The organism is Enterobacter sp. SGAir0187 (assembly GCF_002952735.2).
Classification (GTDB): domain Bacteria; phylum Pseudomonadota; class Gammaproteobacteria; order Enterobacterales; family Enterobacteriaceae; genus Enterobacter; species Enterobacter quasiroggenkampii.
This window is the reverse complement of sequence record NZ_CP025034.2, coordinates 2,692,967-2,708,564: the sequence shown is the minus strand read 5'-3', so window position 1 is coordinate 2,708,564 and position 15,598 is coordinate 2,692,967. Positions and strand designations below refer to the sequence as shown.

At 56.0% G+C, this 15,598-nt stretch carries 16 protein-coding genes; 10 read left to right on the top strand and 6 right to left on the bottom strand.

Features of this window, described 5'->3' with window-relative positions:
* The first annotated feature begins 39 nt into the window (after positions 1-39).
* The 4 genes from hslV (at position 40) to rraA (ending at position 3,481) form a co-directional block, all read left to right on the top strand.
* Positions 40-570 (top strand): ATP-dependent protease subunit HslV, encoded by a 531-nt coding sequence (gene hslV / locus CWR52_RS13020; RefSeq protein WP_104949859.1) that lies wholly within the window; start codon positions 40-42, stop codon positions 568-570.
* Between the two features lie 9 nt (positions 571-579).
* Entirely contained in the window at positions 580-1,914 is a 1,335-nt protein-coding gene (gene hslU / locus CWR52_RS13015) for an HslU--HslV peptidase ATPase subunit (RefSeq protein ID WP_008501803.1), read from the top strand.
* Positions 1,915-1,982: 68 nt separating this feature from the next.
* A complete protein-coding gene (gene menA / locus CWR52_RS13010; RefSeq protein WP_104949858.1) occupies positions 1,983-2,903 on the top strand; it encodes a 1,4-dihydroxy-2-naphthoate polyprenyltransferase in 921 nt (306 codons plus the stop codon).
* A 92-nt stretch (positions 2,904-2,995) separates the two neighbouring features.
* Positions 2,996-3,481: a ribonuclease E activity regulator RraA gene (rraA, locus tag CWR52_RS13005; RefSeq protein WP_023309687.1), complete on the top strand. Its 486-nt coding sequence runs from the start codon at positions 2,996-2,998 to the stop codon at positions 3,479-3,481.
* A gap of 566 nt (positions 3,482-4,047) precedes the next feature.
* On the opposite strand, the gene zapB is transcribed toward rraA, so the two are convergent.
* On the bottom strand, positions 4,048-4,287 hold the full coding sequence (gene zapB, locus CWR52_RS13000) for a septal ring assembly protein ZapB (protein ID WP_008501806.1): 240 nt from the start codon (positions 4,285-4,287) through the stop codon (positions 4,048-4,050).
* 410 nt (positions 4,288-4,697) lie between these two features.
* Between zapB and CWR52_RS12995 the strand changes: the two genes are divergently transcribed.
* The 4 genes from CWR52_RS12995 to fpr all read left to right on the top strand — a co-directional run bounded on the left by CWR52_RS12995 (position 4,698) and on the right by fpr (position 9,050).
* Positions 4,698-5,543, top strand: coding sequence for an MIP/aquaporin family protein (locus CWR52_RS12995; protein WP_014885705.1), 846 nt, complete (start codon positions 4,698-4,700; stop codon positions 5,541-5,543).
* 21 nt (positions 5,544-5,564) lie between these two features.
* On the top strand, positions 5,565-7,073 hold the full coding sequence (gene glpK, locus CWR52_RS12990) for a glycerol kinase GlpK (RefSeq protein WP_014885706.1): 1,509 nt from the start codon (positions 5,565-5,567) through the stop codon (positions 7,071-7,073).
* Between the two features lie 123 nt (positions 7,074-7,196).
* Positions 7,197-8,207: a class II fructose-bisphosphatase gene (glpX, locus tag CWR52_RS12985; RefSeq protein WP_104949856.1), complete on the top strand. Its 1,011-nt coding sequence runs from the start codon at positions 7,197-7,199 to the stop codon at positions 8,205-8,207.
* Positions 8,208-8,303: 96 nt separating this feature from the next.
* The gene (gene fpr, locus CWR52_RS12980) at positions 8,304-9,050 is read left to right on the top strand and encodes a ferredoxin--NADP(+) reductase (RefSeq protein ID WP_104949855.1); all 747 of its coding nucleotides are present in this window, start codon (positions 8,304-8,306) and stop codon (positions 9,048-9,050) included.
* Here fpr and CWR52_RS12975 read toward each other — a convergent pair whose 3' ends face one another.
* Positions 9,051-9,470 carry a DUF805 domain-containing protein gene (locus CWR52_RS12975; protein WP_023293600.1) on the bottom strand — a complete coding sequence of 140 codons (420 nt, stop codon included), beginning with the start codon at positions 9,468-9,470 and terminating at the stop codon, positions 9,051-9,053.
* A gap of 112 nt (positions 9,471-9,582) precedes the next feature.
* Between CWR52_RS12975 and CWR52_RS12970 the strand changes: the two genes are divergently transcribed.
* The gene (locus tag CWR52_RS12970; protein ID WP_021242806.1) at positions 9,583-10,179 is read left to right on the top strand and encodes a DUF1454 family protein; all 597 of its coding nucleotides are present in this window, start codon (positions 9,583-9,585) and stop codon (positions 10,177-10,179) included.
* Positions 10,180-10,290: 111 nt separating this feature from the next.
* On the top strand, positions 10,291-11,058 hold the full coding sequence (gene tpiA / locus CWR52_RS12965) for a triose-phosphate isomerase (protein ID WP_003862019.1): 768 nt from the start codon (positions 10,291-10,293) through the stop codon (positions 11,056-11,058).
* Positions 11,059-11,106: 48 nt separating this feature from the next.
* Here tpiA and CWR52_RS12960 read toward each other — a convergent pair whose 3' ends face one another.
* The 4 genes from CWR52_RS12960 to pfkA all read right to left on the bottom strand — a co-directional run bounded on the left by CWR52_RS12960 (position 11,107) and on the right by pfkA (position 15,497).
* Positions 11,107-12,411: an SLC13 family permease gene (locus tag CWR52_RS12960; RefSeq protein WP_104949854.1), complete on the bottom strand. Its 1,305-nt coding sequence runs from the start codon at positions 12,409-12,411 to the stop codon at positions 11,107-11,109.
* 73 nt (positions 12,412-12,484) lie between these two features.
* Positions 12,485-13,228 (bottom strand): CDP-diacylglycerol diphosphatase, encoded by a 744-nt coding sequence (locus CWR52_RS12955; protein ID WP_104950921.1) that lies wholly within the window; start codon positions 13,226-13,228, stop codon positions 12,485-12,487.
* Positions 13,229-13,335: 107 nt separating this feature from the next.
* Complete coding sequence (locus CWR52_RS12950) at positions 13,336-14,325, bottom strand: sulfate ABC transporter substrate-binding protein (protein WP_024909198.1); 990 nt, start codon at positions 14,323-14,325, stop codon at positions 13,336-13,338.
* Between the two features lie 209 nt (positions 14,326-14,534).
* Positions 14,535-15,497, bottom strand: a complete 963-nt coding sequence (gene pfkA / locus CWR52_RS12940; protein ID WP_008501816.1) for a 6-phosphofructokinase — start codon at positions 15,495-15,497, stop codon at positions 14,535-14,537.
* Positions 15,498-15,598: the final 101 nt, after the last annotated feature.

The following is a 15,598-nucleotide window of genomic DNA, read 5'->3' as shown; positions in this document are numbered from 1 at the left end:
GGCTTCTGTTTCCCGATTCTGTAACCAGGGGGTCTGCTCGTGACAACAATAGTAAGTGTACGCCTTAACGGCCATGTGGTAATCGCCGGTGATGGCCAGGCCACGCTGGGTAATACCGTCATGAAAGGCAACGTGAAGAAAGTGCGTCGTCTTTACAACGACAAAGTGATCGCCGGCTTTGCAGGCGGCACGGCGGATGCCTTCACGCTGTTTGAACTGTTTGAACGTAAACTGGAAATGCACCAGGGTCATCTGGTGAAAGCCGCCGTTGAGCTGGCGAAAGACTGGCGTACCGACCGCATGCTGCGCAAGCTCGAAGCGCTGCTGGCGGTCGCCGATGAGACCGCATCGCTTATCATCACCGGTAACGGTGACGTGATTCAGCCGGAAAATGACCTGATTGCCATCGGCTCTGGCGGCCCTTATGCCCAGGCTGCTGCCCGCGCGCTGTTGGAAAATACCGACATGAACGCGCGTGATATCGCGGTGAAGGCGTTGGATATTGCGGGTGATATCTGCATCTATACCAACCACAACCACACCATCGAAGAATTGACCTCCAAAGCGTAAGGATCTCCCATGTCTGAAATGACCCCACGCGAAATTGTCAGCGAACTGAACAAACACATTATCGGCCAGGATAACGCCAAGCGCTCCGTGGCTATCGCCCTGCGTAACCGCTGGCGTCGTATGCAGCTTGACGAAGAGCTGCGCCACGAAGTTACGCCGAAAAACATTCTGATGATCGGCCCGACCGGCGTCGGTAAAACCGAAATCGCCCGTCGTCTGGCGAAGCTGGCTAACGCGCCGTTCATCAAAGTTGAAGCCACCAAGTTCACCGAAGTGGGCTATGTGGGCAAAGAAGTGGACTCCATCATCCGCGATCTGACCGACTCGGCGATCAAAATGGTGCGCGTCCAGGCGATTGAGAAAAACCGCTATCGCGCGGAAGAGATGGCCGAAGAGCGCATTCTCGACGTGCTGATCCCACCGGCAAAAAACAACTGGGGTCAGGCTGAACAGCAGGCAGAACCGTCCGCTGCGCGTCAGGCGTTCCGCAAAAAGCTGCGTGAAGGCCAGCTGGATGATAAAGAGATTGAGATCGATCTCGCTGCCGCGCCAATGGGTGTGGAAATCATGGCGCCTCCGGGCATGGAAGAGATGACCAGCCAGCTGCAGTCCATGTTCCAGAACCTGGGCGGTCAGAAGCAAAAAACGCGTAAGCTGAAAATCAAAGACGCGATGAAGCTGCTGATTGAAGAAGAAGCGGCGAAGCTGGTGAATCCGGAAGAGCTGAAGCAGGACGCTATCGACGCGGTTGAGCAGCACGGCATCGTGTTTATCGACGAAATCGACAAAATTTGTAAGCGCGGCGGCAACAGCTCCGGCCCGGACGTGTCCCGCGAAGGCGTTCAGCGCGACCTGCTGCCGCTGGTAGAAGGCTGCACCGTCTCCACCAAGCACGGCATGGTGAAAACGGACCACATCCTGTTTATCGCATCAGGTGCCTTCCAGGTTGCCAGCCCGTCGGATCTGATCCCGGAACTGCAGGGCCGTCTGCCTATCCGCGTTGAGCTGCAGGCGCTGACTACCGAAGACTTCGAACGTATCCTGACCGAGCCAAACGCCTCTGCTACCGTACAGTACAAAGCGCTGATGGCGACCGAAGGCGTGAACCTCGAGTTCACCGAAGACGGTATCAAACGTATTGCCCAGGCCGCATGGCAGGTTAACGAAACCACCGAAAACATTGGTGCGCGTCGTCTCCATACCGTGCTGGAACGCCTGGTGGAAGATATCTCTTACGACGCGAGCGACCTGAACGGTCAAACCGTTACCATTGACGCAGAATATGTGAGTAAACATCTGGATGCGTTAGTGGCAGATGAAGATCTGAGCCGTTTTATCCTATAATCGCGGTTACTGGATTCTCATCACGTTTAATGGGGGCTAATGCCCCCATTTTTATTGGCTAAATACTTATGACTGACATCAGCCGTACGCAGGCGTGGCTCGAAAGTCTGCGCCCTAAAACACTTCCTCTGGCCTTCGCCGCGATTATCGTCGGTACGGCGCTTGCCTGGTGGCAGGGTTATTTCGATCCGCTGGTCGCCGCGCTGGCATTGATTACCGCCGGCCTGCTGCAAATCCTCTCCAACCTCGCCAACGACTACGGCGACGCGGTAAAAGGCAGCGACAAGCCGGACCGCATAGGGCCACTGCGAGGAATGCAGAAAGGGGTAATTACCCAGGCGCAGATGAAGCGCGCGCTGATTATCACCGTGGTGCTGATCTGTCTATCGGGTCTGGCGCTGGTGACAGTGGCGTCTAAGACCCCCAGCGATTTTATTGGCTTCCTGGTGCTGGGCTTATTGGCCATTATCGCGGCCATCACCTACACCGTCGGCACGCGACCTTACGGTTATATTGGGCTCGGTGATATCTCCGTACTGGTGTTCTTCGGCTGGCTGAGCGTCATGGGAAGCTGGTACTTACAGGCGCATACGATAATCCCTGCCCTGTTCCTGCCTGCGACCGCCTGCGGTCTGCTGGCGACAGCGGTGCTCAACATCAACAACCTGCGCGACATCGACAGCGACCGGGAGAACGGTAAAAACACCCTGGCGGTCCGTCTGGGGCCAGTGAATGCGCGTCGCTACCATGCCTGCCTGCTGATGGGGGCCCTGGTCTGCCTGGCGCTGTTTAACCTGATTTCCCTGCACAGTCTGTGGGGCTGGCTGTTTGTGCTTGCCGCGCCGCTGCTAATTAAGCAGGCCCGTTTTGTGATGCGTGAACGTAGCCCGGCCGCCATGCCGCCGATGCTGGAACGCACGGTAAAAGGCGCGCTGCTGACTAACCTGTTGTTCGTCATCGGGATCGTCTTAAGCCAGACGCTCAGTTAGCTGACAAATATCAATTAACAATTGATGATTTTGCCAACAACGCATTTCGCACGATATACTGAACACATTCGCAGCAACTGAGCGTTAAACCTATGAAATACGATACCTCCGAGCTTTGTGACATCTACCAGGAAGATGTCAACGTCGTTGAACCGCTGTTCTCCAACTTTGGTGGGCGGTCGTCGTTTGGCGGACAGATCGTCACGGTGAAATGTTTCGAGGATAACGGGTTGTTGTACGATCTGCTCGAACAGAACGGCCGCGGCCGCGTACTGGTGGTCGATGGCGGCGGTTCCGTACGGCGCGCATTGATTGATGCTGAGCTGGCCGGTATTGCCGTGCAGAACGAGTGGGAAGGCCTTGTGGTGTACGGTTCCGTGCGTCAGGTGGACGATCTGGAAGACCTGGATATCGGGATTCAGGCCATCGCGGCCATACCGGTAGGGGCGGCGGGTGACGGTATCGGCGAAAGCGACGTGCGCGTCAATTTCGGCGGCGTGACCTTCTTCTCCGGCGACCATCTCTACGCCGATAATACCGGCATTATCCTTTCCGAAGATCCGCTGGATATCGAGTAATAAAACCGTAAGCGTGGACCATAAAAAAACCGCCAACAGCAATGTGGCGGTTTTTTTGTCCCTCGGGATTCGCGGTCCGTTGGGAAGTTTTGCAACCTTTAACCAGGATTTTTATCTTACCCTGGTTCAAATCTCAGGTAACCCCATCGACCCTTTATAAATTCCTAATTATCTATGAAAACCTTAACTACGCTGCTGCTGCTCATTATGATGCATCGTCCCTTTCCGCCATCTCGCACATGGACATCGGTCCAGGGAAAGGTGTAATCACAACCGTAAAGCAACCTTTAACCGGGCTTGTGTCCACCGACTTATCACCGGTGGTGAACGGTGGAGCGGTTAGCTGCAGGGACCGCATAATGAAACGCTATTTATGTATCGCGTTCATTGTCGCCAGCGTACTCGTTGTAAAGAGTGATGAACCGAATGTGTTCGTTGCTTTTGCTATGACAGCGCAGGACAAGTAGCGTTAAGGCCGCCTCTGGCGGCCTTTTTTATAACTGGCATAAAAAAAGCCGGGTAGCGGCATCGCCTTACCCGGCCTGTTCAGTTCATCCCAATGGGAATCAGACTTCTTCCATACGTCCCAGCAGCGCCTGCAGGCGATCCTGCCAGCCGTTCTGCTGTTCACGCAGCTGGTTGTTTTCGCGCTCCAGTTCTTCGCGGCTGTGCTGCGCGTTCTGTACTTCCTGCGCAAGGCTGTTGTTCTTCTCTTTCAGCTCTTCAATTTCCATCTGCAGCAGGGTGATGGTGTCAATCGCCTGCTGTACTTTCGATTCCAGTTTCTCAAACACTTCTAAAGACATGATGCTACCTCTCCTGAATTGCAAGGCGACGCTTTAACATAAACGCGCACGACATATACCGTCGATTGTATGGAGCGCGGCGCTCTGTGTCCAGCGACACACCGCGCAGATCGCGGTTTGCAACACTTTTAGGTCTGGTCCTGGTGCGTTCGCGTCATATCCCCCTAAATTGTTAACTGATTCGTTAATGAAATGATTCAGCTCACATTCCTGTACCGATCCTGCACTGCTGCAAAAATGTGCTTTATGGCGCGAAAACGCTCATTTTATTGACGCAGACCACACATTTTGATTTCGATATTTCTCGTTTTTGCTCGTTAACGATAAATTAACACTATGTCTACAGGGCATCGTGGCTGTCACGGGCGGCCATGCTAACAATAAACATCAATTTCTTCAGGATTCCGATTATGAGTCAGACATCAACCTTAAAAGGCCAGTGCATTGCCGAGTTCCTTGGTACCGGGTTGTTGATATTCTTCGGAGTGGGCTGTGTCGCTGCACTGAAAGTGGCGGGTGCCAGTTTTGGTCAGTGGGAAATCAGTATCATCTGGGGTCTGGGCGTGGCGATGGCCATCTACCTGACTGCAGGGGTCTCTGGCGCACATCTTAACCCGGCGGTGACTATCGCACTGTGGCTGTTCGCGTGCTTCGACGGACGCAAAGTAGTTCCTTTCATTCTTTCTCAGTTTGCCGGCGCGTTTTGCGCAGCGGCGTTAGTTTACGGGCTTTATTACAATCTTTTCATCGACTTCGAACAGACGCATCATATGGTACGCGGCAGCGTCGAAAGTCTGGATCTGGCAGGCATCTTCTCAACCTATCCAAACCCGCATATCAATTTTGTGCAGGCGTTCGCAGTTGAAATGGTGATTACCGCTATTCTGATGGGCGTTATCCTGGCGCTGACCGACGACGGAAACGGCATTCCGCGCGGCCCGCTGGCCCCACTGCTGATTGGCCTGCTGATTGCGGTGATTGGTGCCTCCATGGGCCCGCTGACCGGCTTCGCGATGAACCCGGCGCGTGATATCGGACCTAAAGCGTTCGCCTTTATCGCAGGCTGGGGCGACGTCGCCTTCACCGGTGGCAAAGACATTCCTTACTTCCTGGTACCGCTGTTTGCGCCGGTTGTCGGGGCTGCGCTGGGTGCGTTCAGCTACCGCAAATTAATTGGTCGCCACTTACCGTGCGACACCTGTGTGGAAGAGGAGAAGGAAACGACTTCTACCGCACAACAAAAAGCTTCGCTGTAATCTGACTACGGGACACATACCATGACCGAAAAAAAATATATCGTTGCGCTCGACCAGGGCACTACCAGCTCCCGCGCTGTCGTAATGGATCATGACGCGAACATCGTCAGCGTGTCACAGCGCGAATTTGAGCAAATTTACCCTCGTCCAGGCTGGGTAGAACACGACCCAATGGAGATCTGGGCGTCACAAAGCTCCACGCTGGTCGAAGTGCTGGCGAAAGCCGATATCAGTTCCGACGAGATTGCCGCGATTGGTATCACTAACCAGCGTGAAACGACCATTGTCTGGGAACGTGAAACCGGTAAGCCTATTTACAACGCCATCGTCTGGCAGTGCCGCCGTACCTCTGAGATTTGCGAACAGCTGAAGCGCGACGGTATGGAAGAGTACGTGCGCAGCGCCACCGGCCTGGTGGTTGACCCGTATTTCTCCGGCACCAAAGTGAAATGGATCCTCGACCATGTGGAAGGTTCACGTGAGCGTGCAAAGCGCGGCGAGCTGCTGTTCGGTACCGTTGATACCTGGCTTATCTGGAAGATGACCCAGGGACGCGTTCACGTCACCGACTACACCAACGCCTCGCGTACCATGCTGTTCAACATCAACACCCTGGAGTGGGATGACAAGATGCTGGACGCGCTGGATATCCCACGCGCGATGCTGCCTGAAGTGCGCAAGTCTTCTGAGGTTTACGGCCAGACCAACATTGGCGGTAAAGGCGGCACCCGTATTCCTATCGCCGGTATCGCCGGTGACCAGCAGGCGGCGCTGTTCGGCCAGCTGTGCGTCAAAGAAGGGATGGCGAAGAACACCTACGGCACCGGCTGCTTTATGCTGATGAACACCGGCGAGAAAGCGGTGAAATCAGAAAACGGTCTGCTGACTACCATCGCCTGCGGCCCGCGCGGCGAAGTGAACTATGCCCTGGAAGGTGCGGTGTTCATGGCCGGCGCGTCTATTCAGTGGCTGCGTGACGAGATGAAGCTGATCAGCGATGCGTTCGACTCCGAGTACTTCGCGACCAAAGTGAAAGACACCAACGGCGTGTACGTGGTGCCTGCGTTCACCGGTCTGGGCGCACCATACTGGGACCCGTATGCACGCGGCGCGATTTTCGGTCTGACGCGCGGTGTGAACTCTAACCACATTATTCGCGCCACCCTGGAATCCATCGCCTACCAGACGCGCGACGTGCTGGAAGCGATGCAGGCGGACTCCGGCATTCGTCTGCACGCCCTGCGCGTAGACGGCGGTGCGGTCGCGAATAACTTCCTGATGCAGTTCCAGTCCGACATTCTGGGCACCCGCGTTGAGCGTCCTGAAGTGCGTGAAGTCACGGCGCTGGGCGCGGCGTACCTTGCCGGTCTGGCAGTCGGCTTCTGGCAGAACCTGGACGAGCTGCAGGAAAAAGCGGTGATCGAACGCGAATTCCGTCCGGGCATCGAAACCACTGAGCGTAACTTCCGCTACAGCGGCTGGAAGAAAGCGGTCAAACGCGCCCTGGCGTGGGAAGAGCACGACGAGTAAACCTATATTCCCTCTCCCCTGGGGAGAGGGTTAGGGTGAGGGGCTCCGACCGCACCGGTCCCCTCGCCCCTCCCCACTCTGTGATAAACTTCGTGCAATTCCTTTTGATTGCACGAGTACCTCATGAAACGTGAACTTGCTATCGAGTTTTCCCGCGTCACCGAAGCGGCCGCCCTTGCAGGCTATAAATGGCTGGGTCGTGGTGACAAAAATACCGCCGACGGCGCAGCCGTCCATGCCATGCGCATTGTCCTTAACCAGGTCAACATCGACGGCACTATCGTGATCGGCGAAGGCGAGATCGACGAAGCGCCAATGCTCTATATCGGTGAAAAAGTCGGTACCGGCAAAGGTGATGCTGTGGATATCGCCGTCGACCCGATCGAAGGTACGCGCATGACGGCGATGGGTCAGGCCAACGCCCTGGCGGTGCTGGCCGTGGGCGATAAGGGCTGCTTCCTCAACGCGCCGGACATGTACATGGAAAAGCTGATTGTCGGTCCTGCCGCAAAAGGCGCAATCGACCTCAGCCTGCCGCTGGAAGAGAACCTGCACAACATCGCCAAAGCCCTGGGCAAACCCCTTAGCGAACTCACCGTAACTATTCTGGCCAAACCGCGCCACGACGCCACTATCGCGCAGATGCAAAAGCTCGGCGTGCGCGTGTTTGCCATTCCGGATGGTGACGTTGCCGCCTCGATCCTGACCTGCATGCCGGACAGCGAAGTGGACGTGCTGTACGGCATTGGCGGCGCGCCGGAAGGCGTAGTCTCTGCGGCAGTGATCCGCGCGCTGGACGGCGATATGCAGGCTCGTCTGCTGCCCCGCCACGAGGTGAAAGGTGACAGCGAAGAAAACCGCCGTATCGGGGAAAACGAGCTGGCACGCTGCGAAGCGATGGGTATCGAGGCCAACAAAGTGCTGGCGCTACATGATATGGCCCGTAGCGATAACGTGGTCTTCTCGGCGACAGGTATCACCAAAGGGGATCTGCTGGACGGCATCACCCGCAAGGGCAATATGGCGACCACCGAAACGCTGCTGATCCGCGGCAAATCGCGCACCATTCGCCGCATCCAGTCTATCCACTATCTCGACCGCAAAGACCCGGACGTACAGACGCACATTCTGTAAAACCGTTTGATCGATAGAGCTTTCCGGCCCAAATGGGCTGGAAATCTCCCCGTTAAGTACGGAAGATAGAACAGAGAAACAGCACAGGAGAAGATCATGGCGGACTGGGTAACAGGTAAAGTCACGAAAATAGAGTTCTGGACCGATGCGCTATTTAGTCTCACCGTCCATGCTCCCGTCCACCCGTTTAAAGCCGGGCAATTCGCCAAGCTGGGGCTGGATGTCGACGGCGAGCGCGTGCAGCGCGCCTACTCTTACGTTAACGCGCCTGATAACCCGGATCTCGAGTTCTATCTGGTCACCGTTCCTGACGGTAAACTCAGCCCGCGCCTTGCCGCCCTAAAGCCCGGCGACGAGGTGCAGATCGTGAGTGAAGCAGCAGGCTTCTTTGTGCTCGAAGAGATCCCGGATTGTGACACGCTCTGGATGCTGGCAACCGGCACGGCCATCGGTCCTTATCTCTCTATTTTGCAGTACGGCAAAGACCTCGAGCGCTTTAAAAACATCGTGCTGGTGCACGCCGCGCGCTACGCTGCAGATCTGAGCTACCTGCCGCAGATGCAGGCGCTGGAGCAGCAGTACGGCGGAAAGTTAAAGATTCAGACGGTGGTCAGCCGCGAAACCGTAGCAGGAACGCTGACCGGCCGCGTGCCGGCGCTTATTGAGAGTGGTGCCCTGGAAGAGGCGGTGGGTTTGCCGCTGAACGCTGAAACCAGCCACGTCATGCTGTGTGGCAACCCGCAGATGGTACGGGACACGCAGCAGCTTCTGAAGGATACCCGGCAGATGACGAAACATCTTCGCCGCCGGCCAGGCCATATGACCGCCGAACACTACTGGTGATCAGCGGTATTTCACCTCAACGGTGTCTTTACCGTATTTGTTTTCGCTCTGGGTGCCAATAAACGCGCCCAGATCGACAATCATCATCACGAAGATGACCGACGGCAGCAGCCTGCCCACAACCCACGGCAGAATGGACGGCAGCATCGCCCAGTTTCCCGCCACCAGCATCCACGCCAGAATAATCAGAAATGCCCACGCGCCGGAACGACCGCGATCGTGCAGGCGTTTCACGACGACAGCCGCCGTTGGCCACAGCAAACAGACCAGGGCAAATGCCGCCGTTTGCGTGCTTAGCCATGCGTTATAGGCAACGAAAAACAGAAGCAGCATGGCGACAACCCACGTCACCATCCAGATCCAGAAATCACGGCGTCCAATACGCCCTTTGAATGAAAACAGCCACTGCTGTATGGTCATGTAAGGTTCCTTATTATCATATCGCGCGCATTTTACCCTGGAGTTGTGACCTTTTGACAAGCCGACCAGATATCGTTTTAATCATGAGCACTTACGGCCAGGGGCAATGTTGATGAAAAGTTCGGCACATTCTCTTTTCCTGTGTTTAGCGCTGCTCAGCGCGGGCTTTACCCTGCACGCCGCCGAAACCACAGCCCCGACCACCGCACCGTATCTGCTGGCGGGCGCACCGTCATTCGATCAGTCCATCAGCCAGTTTCGTGAAGCCTTCAATCAGGCCAATCCCACGCTGCCGCTGGATGAGTTTCGTGCCATTGATGGCCCCCGCGACACGCCTACCCTGACCCGTGCAGCAAGCAAGATTAACGAGAATTTGTATGCCTCCACGGCGCTGGAGCGCGGGACGTTAAAAATCAAAAGCATGCAAATCACCTGGCTGCCAATACAGGGCCCAGAGCAGAAAGCCGCGAAGGCGAAAGCGCTGGAGTACATGAGCGCGGTATTGCAGGCGTTTACGCCTGCGCTGACGAAAAAGCAAAGTCAGCAAAAGCTGCAAAAACTCCTTACCGCCGGGAAAAACAAGCGTTACTACGCCGATACCGAAGGCGCGATCCGCTATGTTGTGGCGGACAACGGCGAAAAAGGACTGACCTTCGCTGTTGAACCGATTAAGCTGGCACTATCTGACACCCTCGGCGGGGCGAATTAATGACAAAAAGCAAAGCCTTTCGAGGGAAAATCTCTATACTGATTCACAGACCATGCTGCCCGACAGGGTGGCCATATTCCTTAATTCGCTTATTGAGCGTGGAGAATTGAAATGCGACATCCTTTAGTGATGGGTAACTGGAAACTGAACGGCAGCCGCCACATGGTAAACGAACTGGTTGCGAACCTGCGTAAAGAGCTGGCTGGCGTGACGGGCTGCGCGGTTGCTATCGCTCCGCCGGATATGTATCTGGATCTGGCTAAACGCGCCGCTGACGGCAGCCACATCATTCTGGGCGCGCAGAACGTTGACGTTAACCTGTCTGGCGCGTTCACCGGTGAAACCTCCGCTGAAATGCTAAAAGATATCGGTGCGAAATACATCATCATCGGCCACTCCGAGCGTCGCACCTATCACAAAGAATCCGACGAGTTCATCGCGAAGAAGTTCGCCGTGCTGAAAGAGCAGGGTCTGATCCCGGTTCTGTGCATCGGTGAAACCGAAGCGGAAAACGAAGCGGGTAAAACCGAAGAAGTGTGCGCACGTCAGATCGACGCCGTGCTGAAAACCCAGGGCGCGGCAGCGTTCGAAGGCGCGGTAATCGCATACGAGCCAGTCTGGGCGATCGGTACCGGCAAATCAGCCACTCCTGCGCAGGCTCAGGCGGTTCACAAATTCATTCGTGACCACATTGCTAAAGCCGACGCGAAGGTCGCAGAGCAAGTGATCATTCAGTACGGCGGTTCCGTAAACGCATCTAACGCTGCTGAGCTGTTCACCCAGCCAGACATCGATGGCGCGCTGGTTGGCGGCGCATCCCTGAAAGCGGACGCTTTCGCGGTAATCGTTAAAGCGGCAGAAGCGGCTAAACAGGCGTAATTGCCTTTGTGGCGGGTGGCGCTTGCGCTTACCCGCCCTACAAAAACGCTACAACTTACCTAACACGCTAAACCACAGATAATCCAGCGGCAGCAGCACCAGATACGTCGCTATCGCCAGCGCCAGACAGAGCACCATCCCCGCCCTGGCAGGCACCTTTCCTAGCCCCATCGCCACCACGATCGGCGACGCCTGATACGGCAGCAGCGGCGTGGAATAGCCGAGCACCTGAATCATGATCACCGACAGCAGCGGGAAACCGGTCGCATCCGAGAAGCTTTGCGCCAGGGTGGTATACAGCGCAGGAACGCCGTTGGCGGTCATAATGAAGTTGAGTGCGGTGGTAATACCGGTCAGCGCCAGGAAACTGGTGAACGGTCGGTCTGCATCCAGCGGCATAATACGGAGCAACGCCTCGCCCACCGCTGTGCCGATACCGGTTTGCGTCACGACGATCGCTAGTCCCAGAATACCGGCAACGTAGATACAGGTGCGCATATTCACACCCGCAGAAAATTCCTCCCCGGTGATAAAACCGATGCGCGGCAGCATAACGATGATCGACGCCGCCAGCCCCGTCCACGCGGGCCCCACGCCGTGCCAGCTCTCCGTCACCCACATCCCCAGCACCACCGCCAGCAGCCAGGCAAGACGCTTTTCGTCCCGCCCCATAGGCTCAGACGGCGCCTGTTCCTTCGGCGGTTTTGGGCTGCCGGGAAAAAGCCAGCAGATCAGGCCAATCAGAATCAGGCCTTTGAGAATGCCCAGCACCGGCGTGTGTAGCAGCAGATACGGGACATAGTTCAGATGGATGCCGTACGAGCCTTCCGCCGCACCGCTCATCACCAGGTTAGGCACGTTAGCGGGCAGAATCGTCGCCGAAAGCTGGAACGTCCCAAACCCTACCGCCAGCGCCAGACCAAACCAGGCGCGGGAGCCGTCGGCGATACCGGCGCGTTTCGCCATCGCCGCGACAATTGGCATCAGCAGCGCAATTCGTCCCATGTTCGACGGCATCACAAACGCCAGCGCATAGCTCAGCAGCACCACGCTCGCTACCATTAATACCCAGGAGTCGGTGAGCTTTGCCGACAGCGCCCGGGCGGCCCGGTCTGCCAGACCGGTTTTACGGATCGCCACGCCGAGCACAAATCCGCTGAAGACCAGCCAGAAAGCCGAGGAAGCAAAACCGCCAAAAATCACCTCCGGCGGGGCGATTCTGGCGGTCATCGCCGCCGTGAAAAACAGCAGCGCGGTGATGAATTCCGGCAACAGCGACGTCGCCCACAGCACGATGGTGACGCCGACGATCAGCGAGGGCAGCAGCAGAGGATGCGTTAACCAGAGCGACATACCTGTCTCCTGTAGATTTTTTCAGCAAGTCTACGGTGACAGGCAGCCTGAGTAAACGCGATTTATAGTGGGGTTACTTCAGGATAGCGCATTGATGATCCTGCAATTCCTCTGCCGACGCGCGGTTAAGCGTGAGCAGGTTACGCTCGGTCGCCAGCAAAACAAACGAACCATCCGACTGCTGCGCCATCGCCAGCGCGAAGCGTCCCATATGGTCGCGCGCCTCCGGCAGCTCTTCCGCCAGCATCATAAACGGACTGCGCTGGACCAGTTCATTCTCCGTCACCCGGCGTGCGAGGTACTCATGCCCTTCCAGCCCACCCGGGAACGGTAGCCACTGGGTGCTGATATCTCCCTGCGCCGCGTTGAGCTTCTCGCGCACGTCCGGGCGCAGGCAGGAGATATGGATATGGAAATGGTTTTGCGTGCGTCCGGTCGGTGAGTTAATCGTCAGCGAAATAGCGCTGTCCGGCACTTCAGAGCCACGCTTCAGGGTCATAAAGCTGCGCGACTGCCAGGCCAGCCAGAAAAAGTTCGGCGTGTGCGCTTCGGTCAATAGCGGGCTCTCGGTGCCGTTGATGCGATATGTCGGCATCAGCAGATATTGCAGCGGCCCGTTGCGGTCTTTAAAGACCACATAGCCTGCATCCGTTTTCACCTGCGCACACGGTGCCGGGTTACGATTCTGGATCTGATTCGGCACGCACTGGTCGAGAACGATATGTCGCAACGCATTCGGATTACCCGCTTTCATCCAGTACACGCCGCCAGCGGCAAGGGCGATGACAATGAGGAGCAATAAGATAATTTTTTTCACAACGCGTTCCCTGTTTTCAATAGAGGCAAAAGAGTAACGCAAAATGATGACCAAATAAAAAACCCGGCGGATTTCTCACGCCGGGTTACCGTGTCATTGGCTAATGGTTAGCGCTGGCTGATCTGGTCGAACGTGCCGCCGTTAGAGAAGTGCTCTTTCTGCGCTTTCGTCCAGCCACCAAACTCATCATCAATGGTGAAGAGTTTCAGTTTAGGGAAGACGCTTTCGTATTTCTTCGCCACCGCCGGATCGCGTGGACGATAGAAGTTTTTCGCCGCAATTTCCTGACCTTCTGGCGAATAGAGATACTTCAGGTAGGCTTCTGCCACCGCTTTGGTGTCTTTCTTCTCAACCACTTTATCGACAACAGAGACGGTCGGCTCAGCCAGAATCGATTCGCTTGGGGTCACAATTTCGAACTTGTCTTTACCCAGCTCGTTAGTGGCCAGCAGGGCTTCGTTTTCCCATGCGATCAGCACGTCGCCAATCCCGCGCTCGACGAAGGTATTGGTGGCGCCACGCGCGCCGGAGTCCAGCACCTCAACGTTTTTATACAGCGCTTTCACGAATTCCTGCGCTTTGGCCTGGTCGCCATTGTTGTGGTGCAGCGCGTAGCCCCACGCGCCCAGGTAGTTCCAGCGAGCGCCGCCAGAGCTTTTCGGGTTAGGGGTGATGACGGACACGCCCGGCTTAATCAGGTCATTCCAGTCATGGATCTGTTTCGGGTTGCCTTTACGGACCAGGAAAACGATGGTCGAGGTGTATGGCGCGGAGTTATCCGGCAGGCGTTTGATCCAGTTTTTGTCGATACGGCCACGCTCGGCGATCGCGTCAACATCGTAGGCCAGCGCCAGGGTCACCACGTCGGCTTCGATACCGTTGATGACGGAGGTCGCCTGCTTGCCAGAACCGCCGTGAGACTGGCGAACCACGACATTGTCGCCGGTTTCCTGTTTCCAGTGTGCCGCAAACGCTTTGTTGTATTGTTCGTACAGTTCACGCGTCGGGTCGTATGACACGTTCAGTAACTGGATGTCCTTAGCCAGAACGCTGGTCGATGCCAGCAATAATGTTAAACCCACGCCCCATTTATTCATCGCCCAGCTCTCTTGTGTAGTGTTTTGATGAATGCAGCGTGCCAGAAAGCGAATCGAGGATTAAAGAATAAAAAAAGATTGGCTATAACGTAGTGGAATAAAAAAGCGTGCACGCATAAAAAAGCCGGGTGGCGGCTACGCCTTACCCGGCCTACGAGTCGTGCTTTTGTAGGCCCGGTAAGCGCAGCGCCACCGGGCAACAGAGCCAATCAGTACAGTTTTTTCGCGCAGTCCAGCCAGTCACCTTTGAACGGACGCTTCATGTTTTCAATCGCGTCGATGATGTCATGGTGAACCAGTTTTTCGTTCTGAATACCGACGCAGCGGCCGCCGTGGCCCTGCAGCAGCAGTTCGATTGCGTACGCGCCCATACGGGACGCCAGAATACGGTCGTACGGGCCAGGGGAACCGCCACGCTGGATGTGCCCCAGTACGGTGGCACGGGTTTCACGTTTGGTTTCGGTTTCGATGTACTTGGCCAGCTCGTCTACGTCACAGATGTGCTCGGTGATAGCCACGATCGCATGTTTCTTGCCTTTCGCGATGCCCGCTTTGATTTCAGCCACCAGATCTTCACGGCTGAATTCCACTTCCGGAACCACGACAAACTCACAGCCACCCGCAATCGCCGCAGCCAGGGTCAGGTCACCGCAGTAACGTCCCATCACTTCAACGATAGAGATACGCTGGTGAGAAGAAGAGGTGTCACGCAGGCGGTCAATTGCTTCCACAACGGTTCCCAGCGCGGTGAAGTAACCGATGGTGTAGTCGGTGCCTTTGATATCGTTGTCGATAGTGCCTGGCAGACCGATGCACGGGAAGCCCATTTCTGTCAGACGTTTTGCACCCATGTACGAGCCGTCACCACCGATAACCACCAGTGCGTCCAGGCCACGTTTTTTCATGTTCTCGATAGCCACTTCACGAACGTGTTCATCACGGAATTCCGGGAAGCGTGCAGACCCAAGGAAGGTACCGCCACGGTTGATCATGTCAGACACGCTGTAACGGTCGAGCTGAACCATACGGTCTTCATACAGACCCAGGTAACCATCATAGATACCAAAAACTTCCAGACCTTCCGTCAGCGCCGCGCGAACAACCCCACGAATTGCCGCGTTCATGCCCGGCGCATCACCGCCGCTTGTCAACACACCGATTTTCTTAATCATGACTACCTCTGAACTTAGGAATGCAAAATTGAAATCTGTTGCCGGAAGAAACTTATCGACCAACGAATACTGCAAATAGTATATCAATCCCTTCCAGCTGA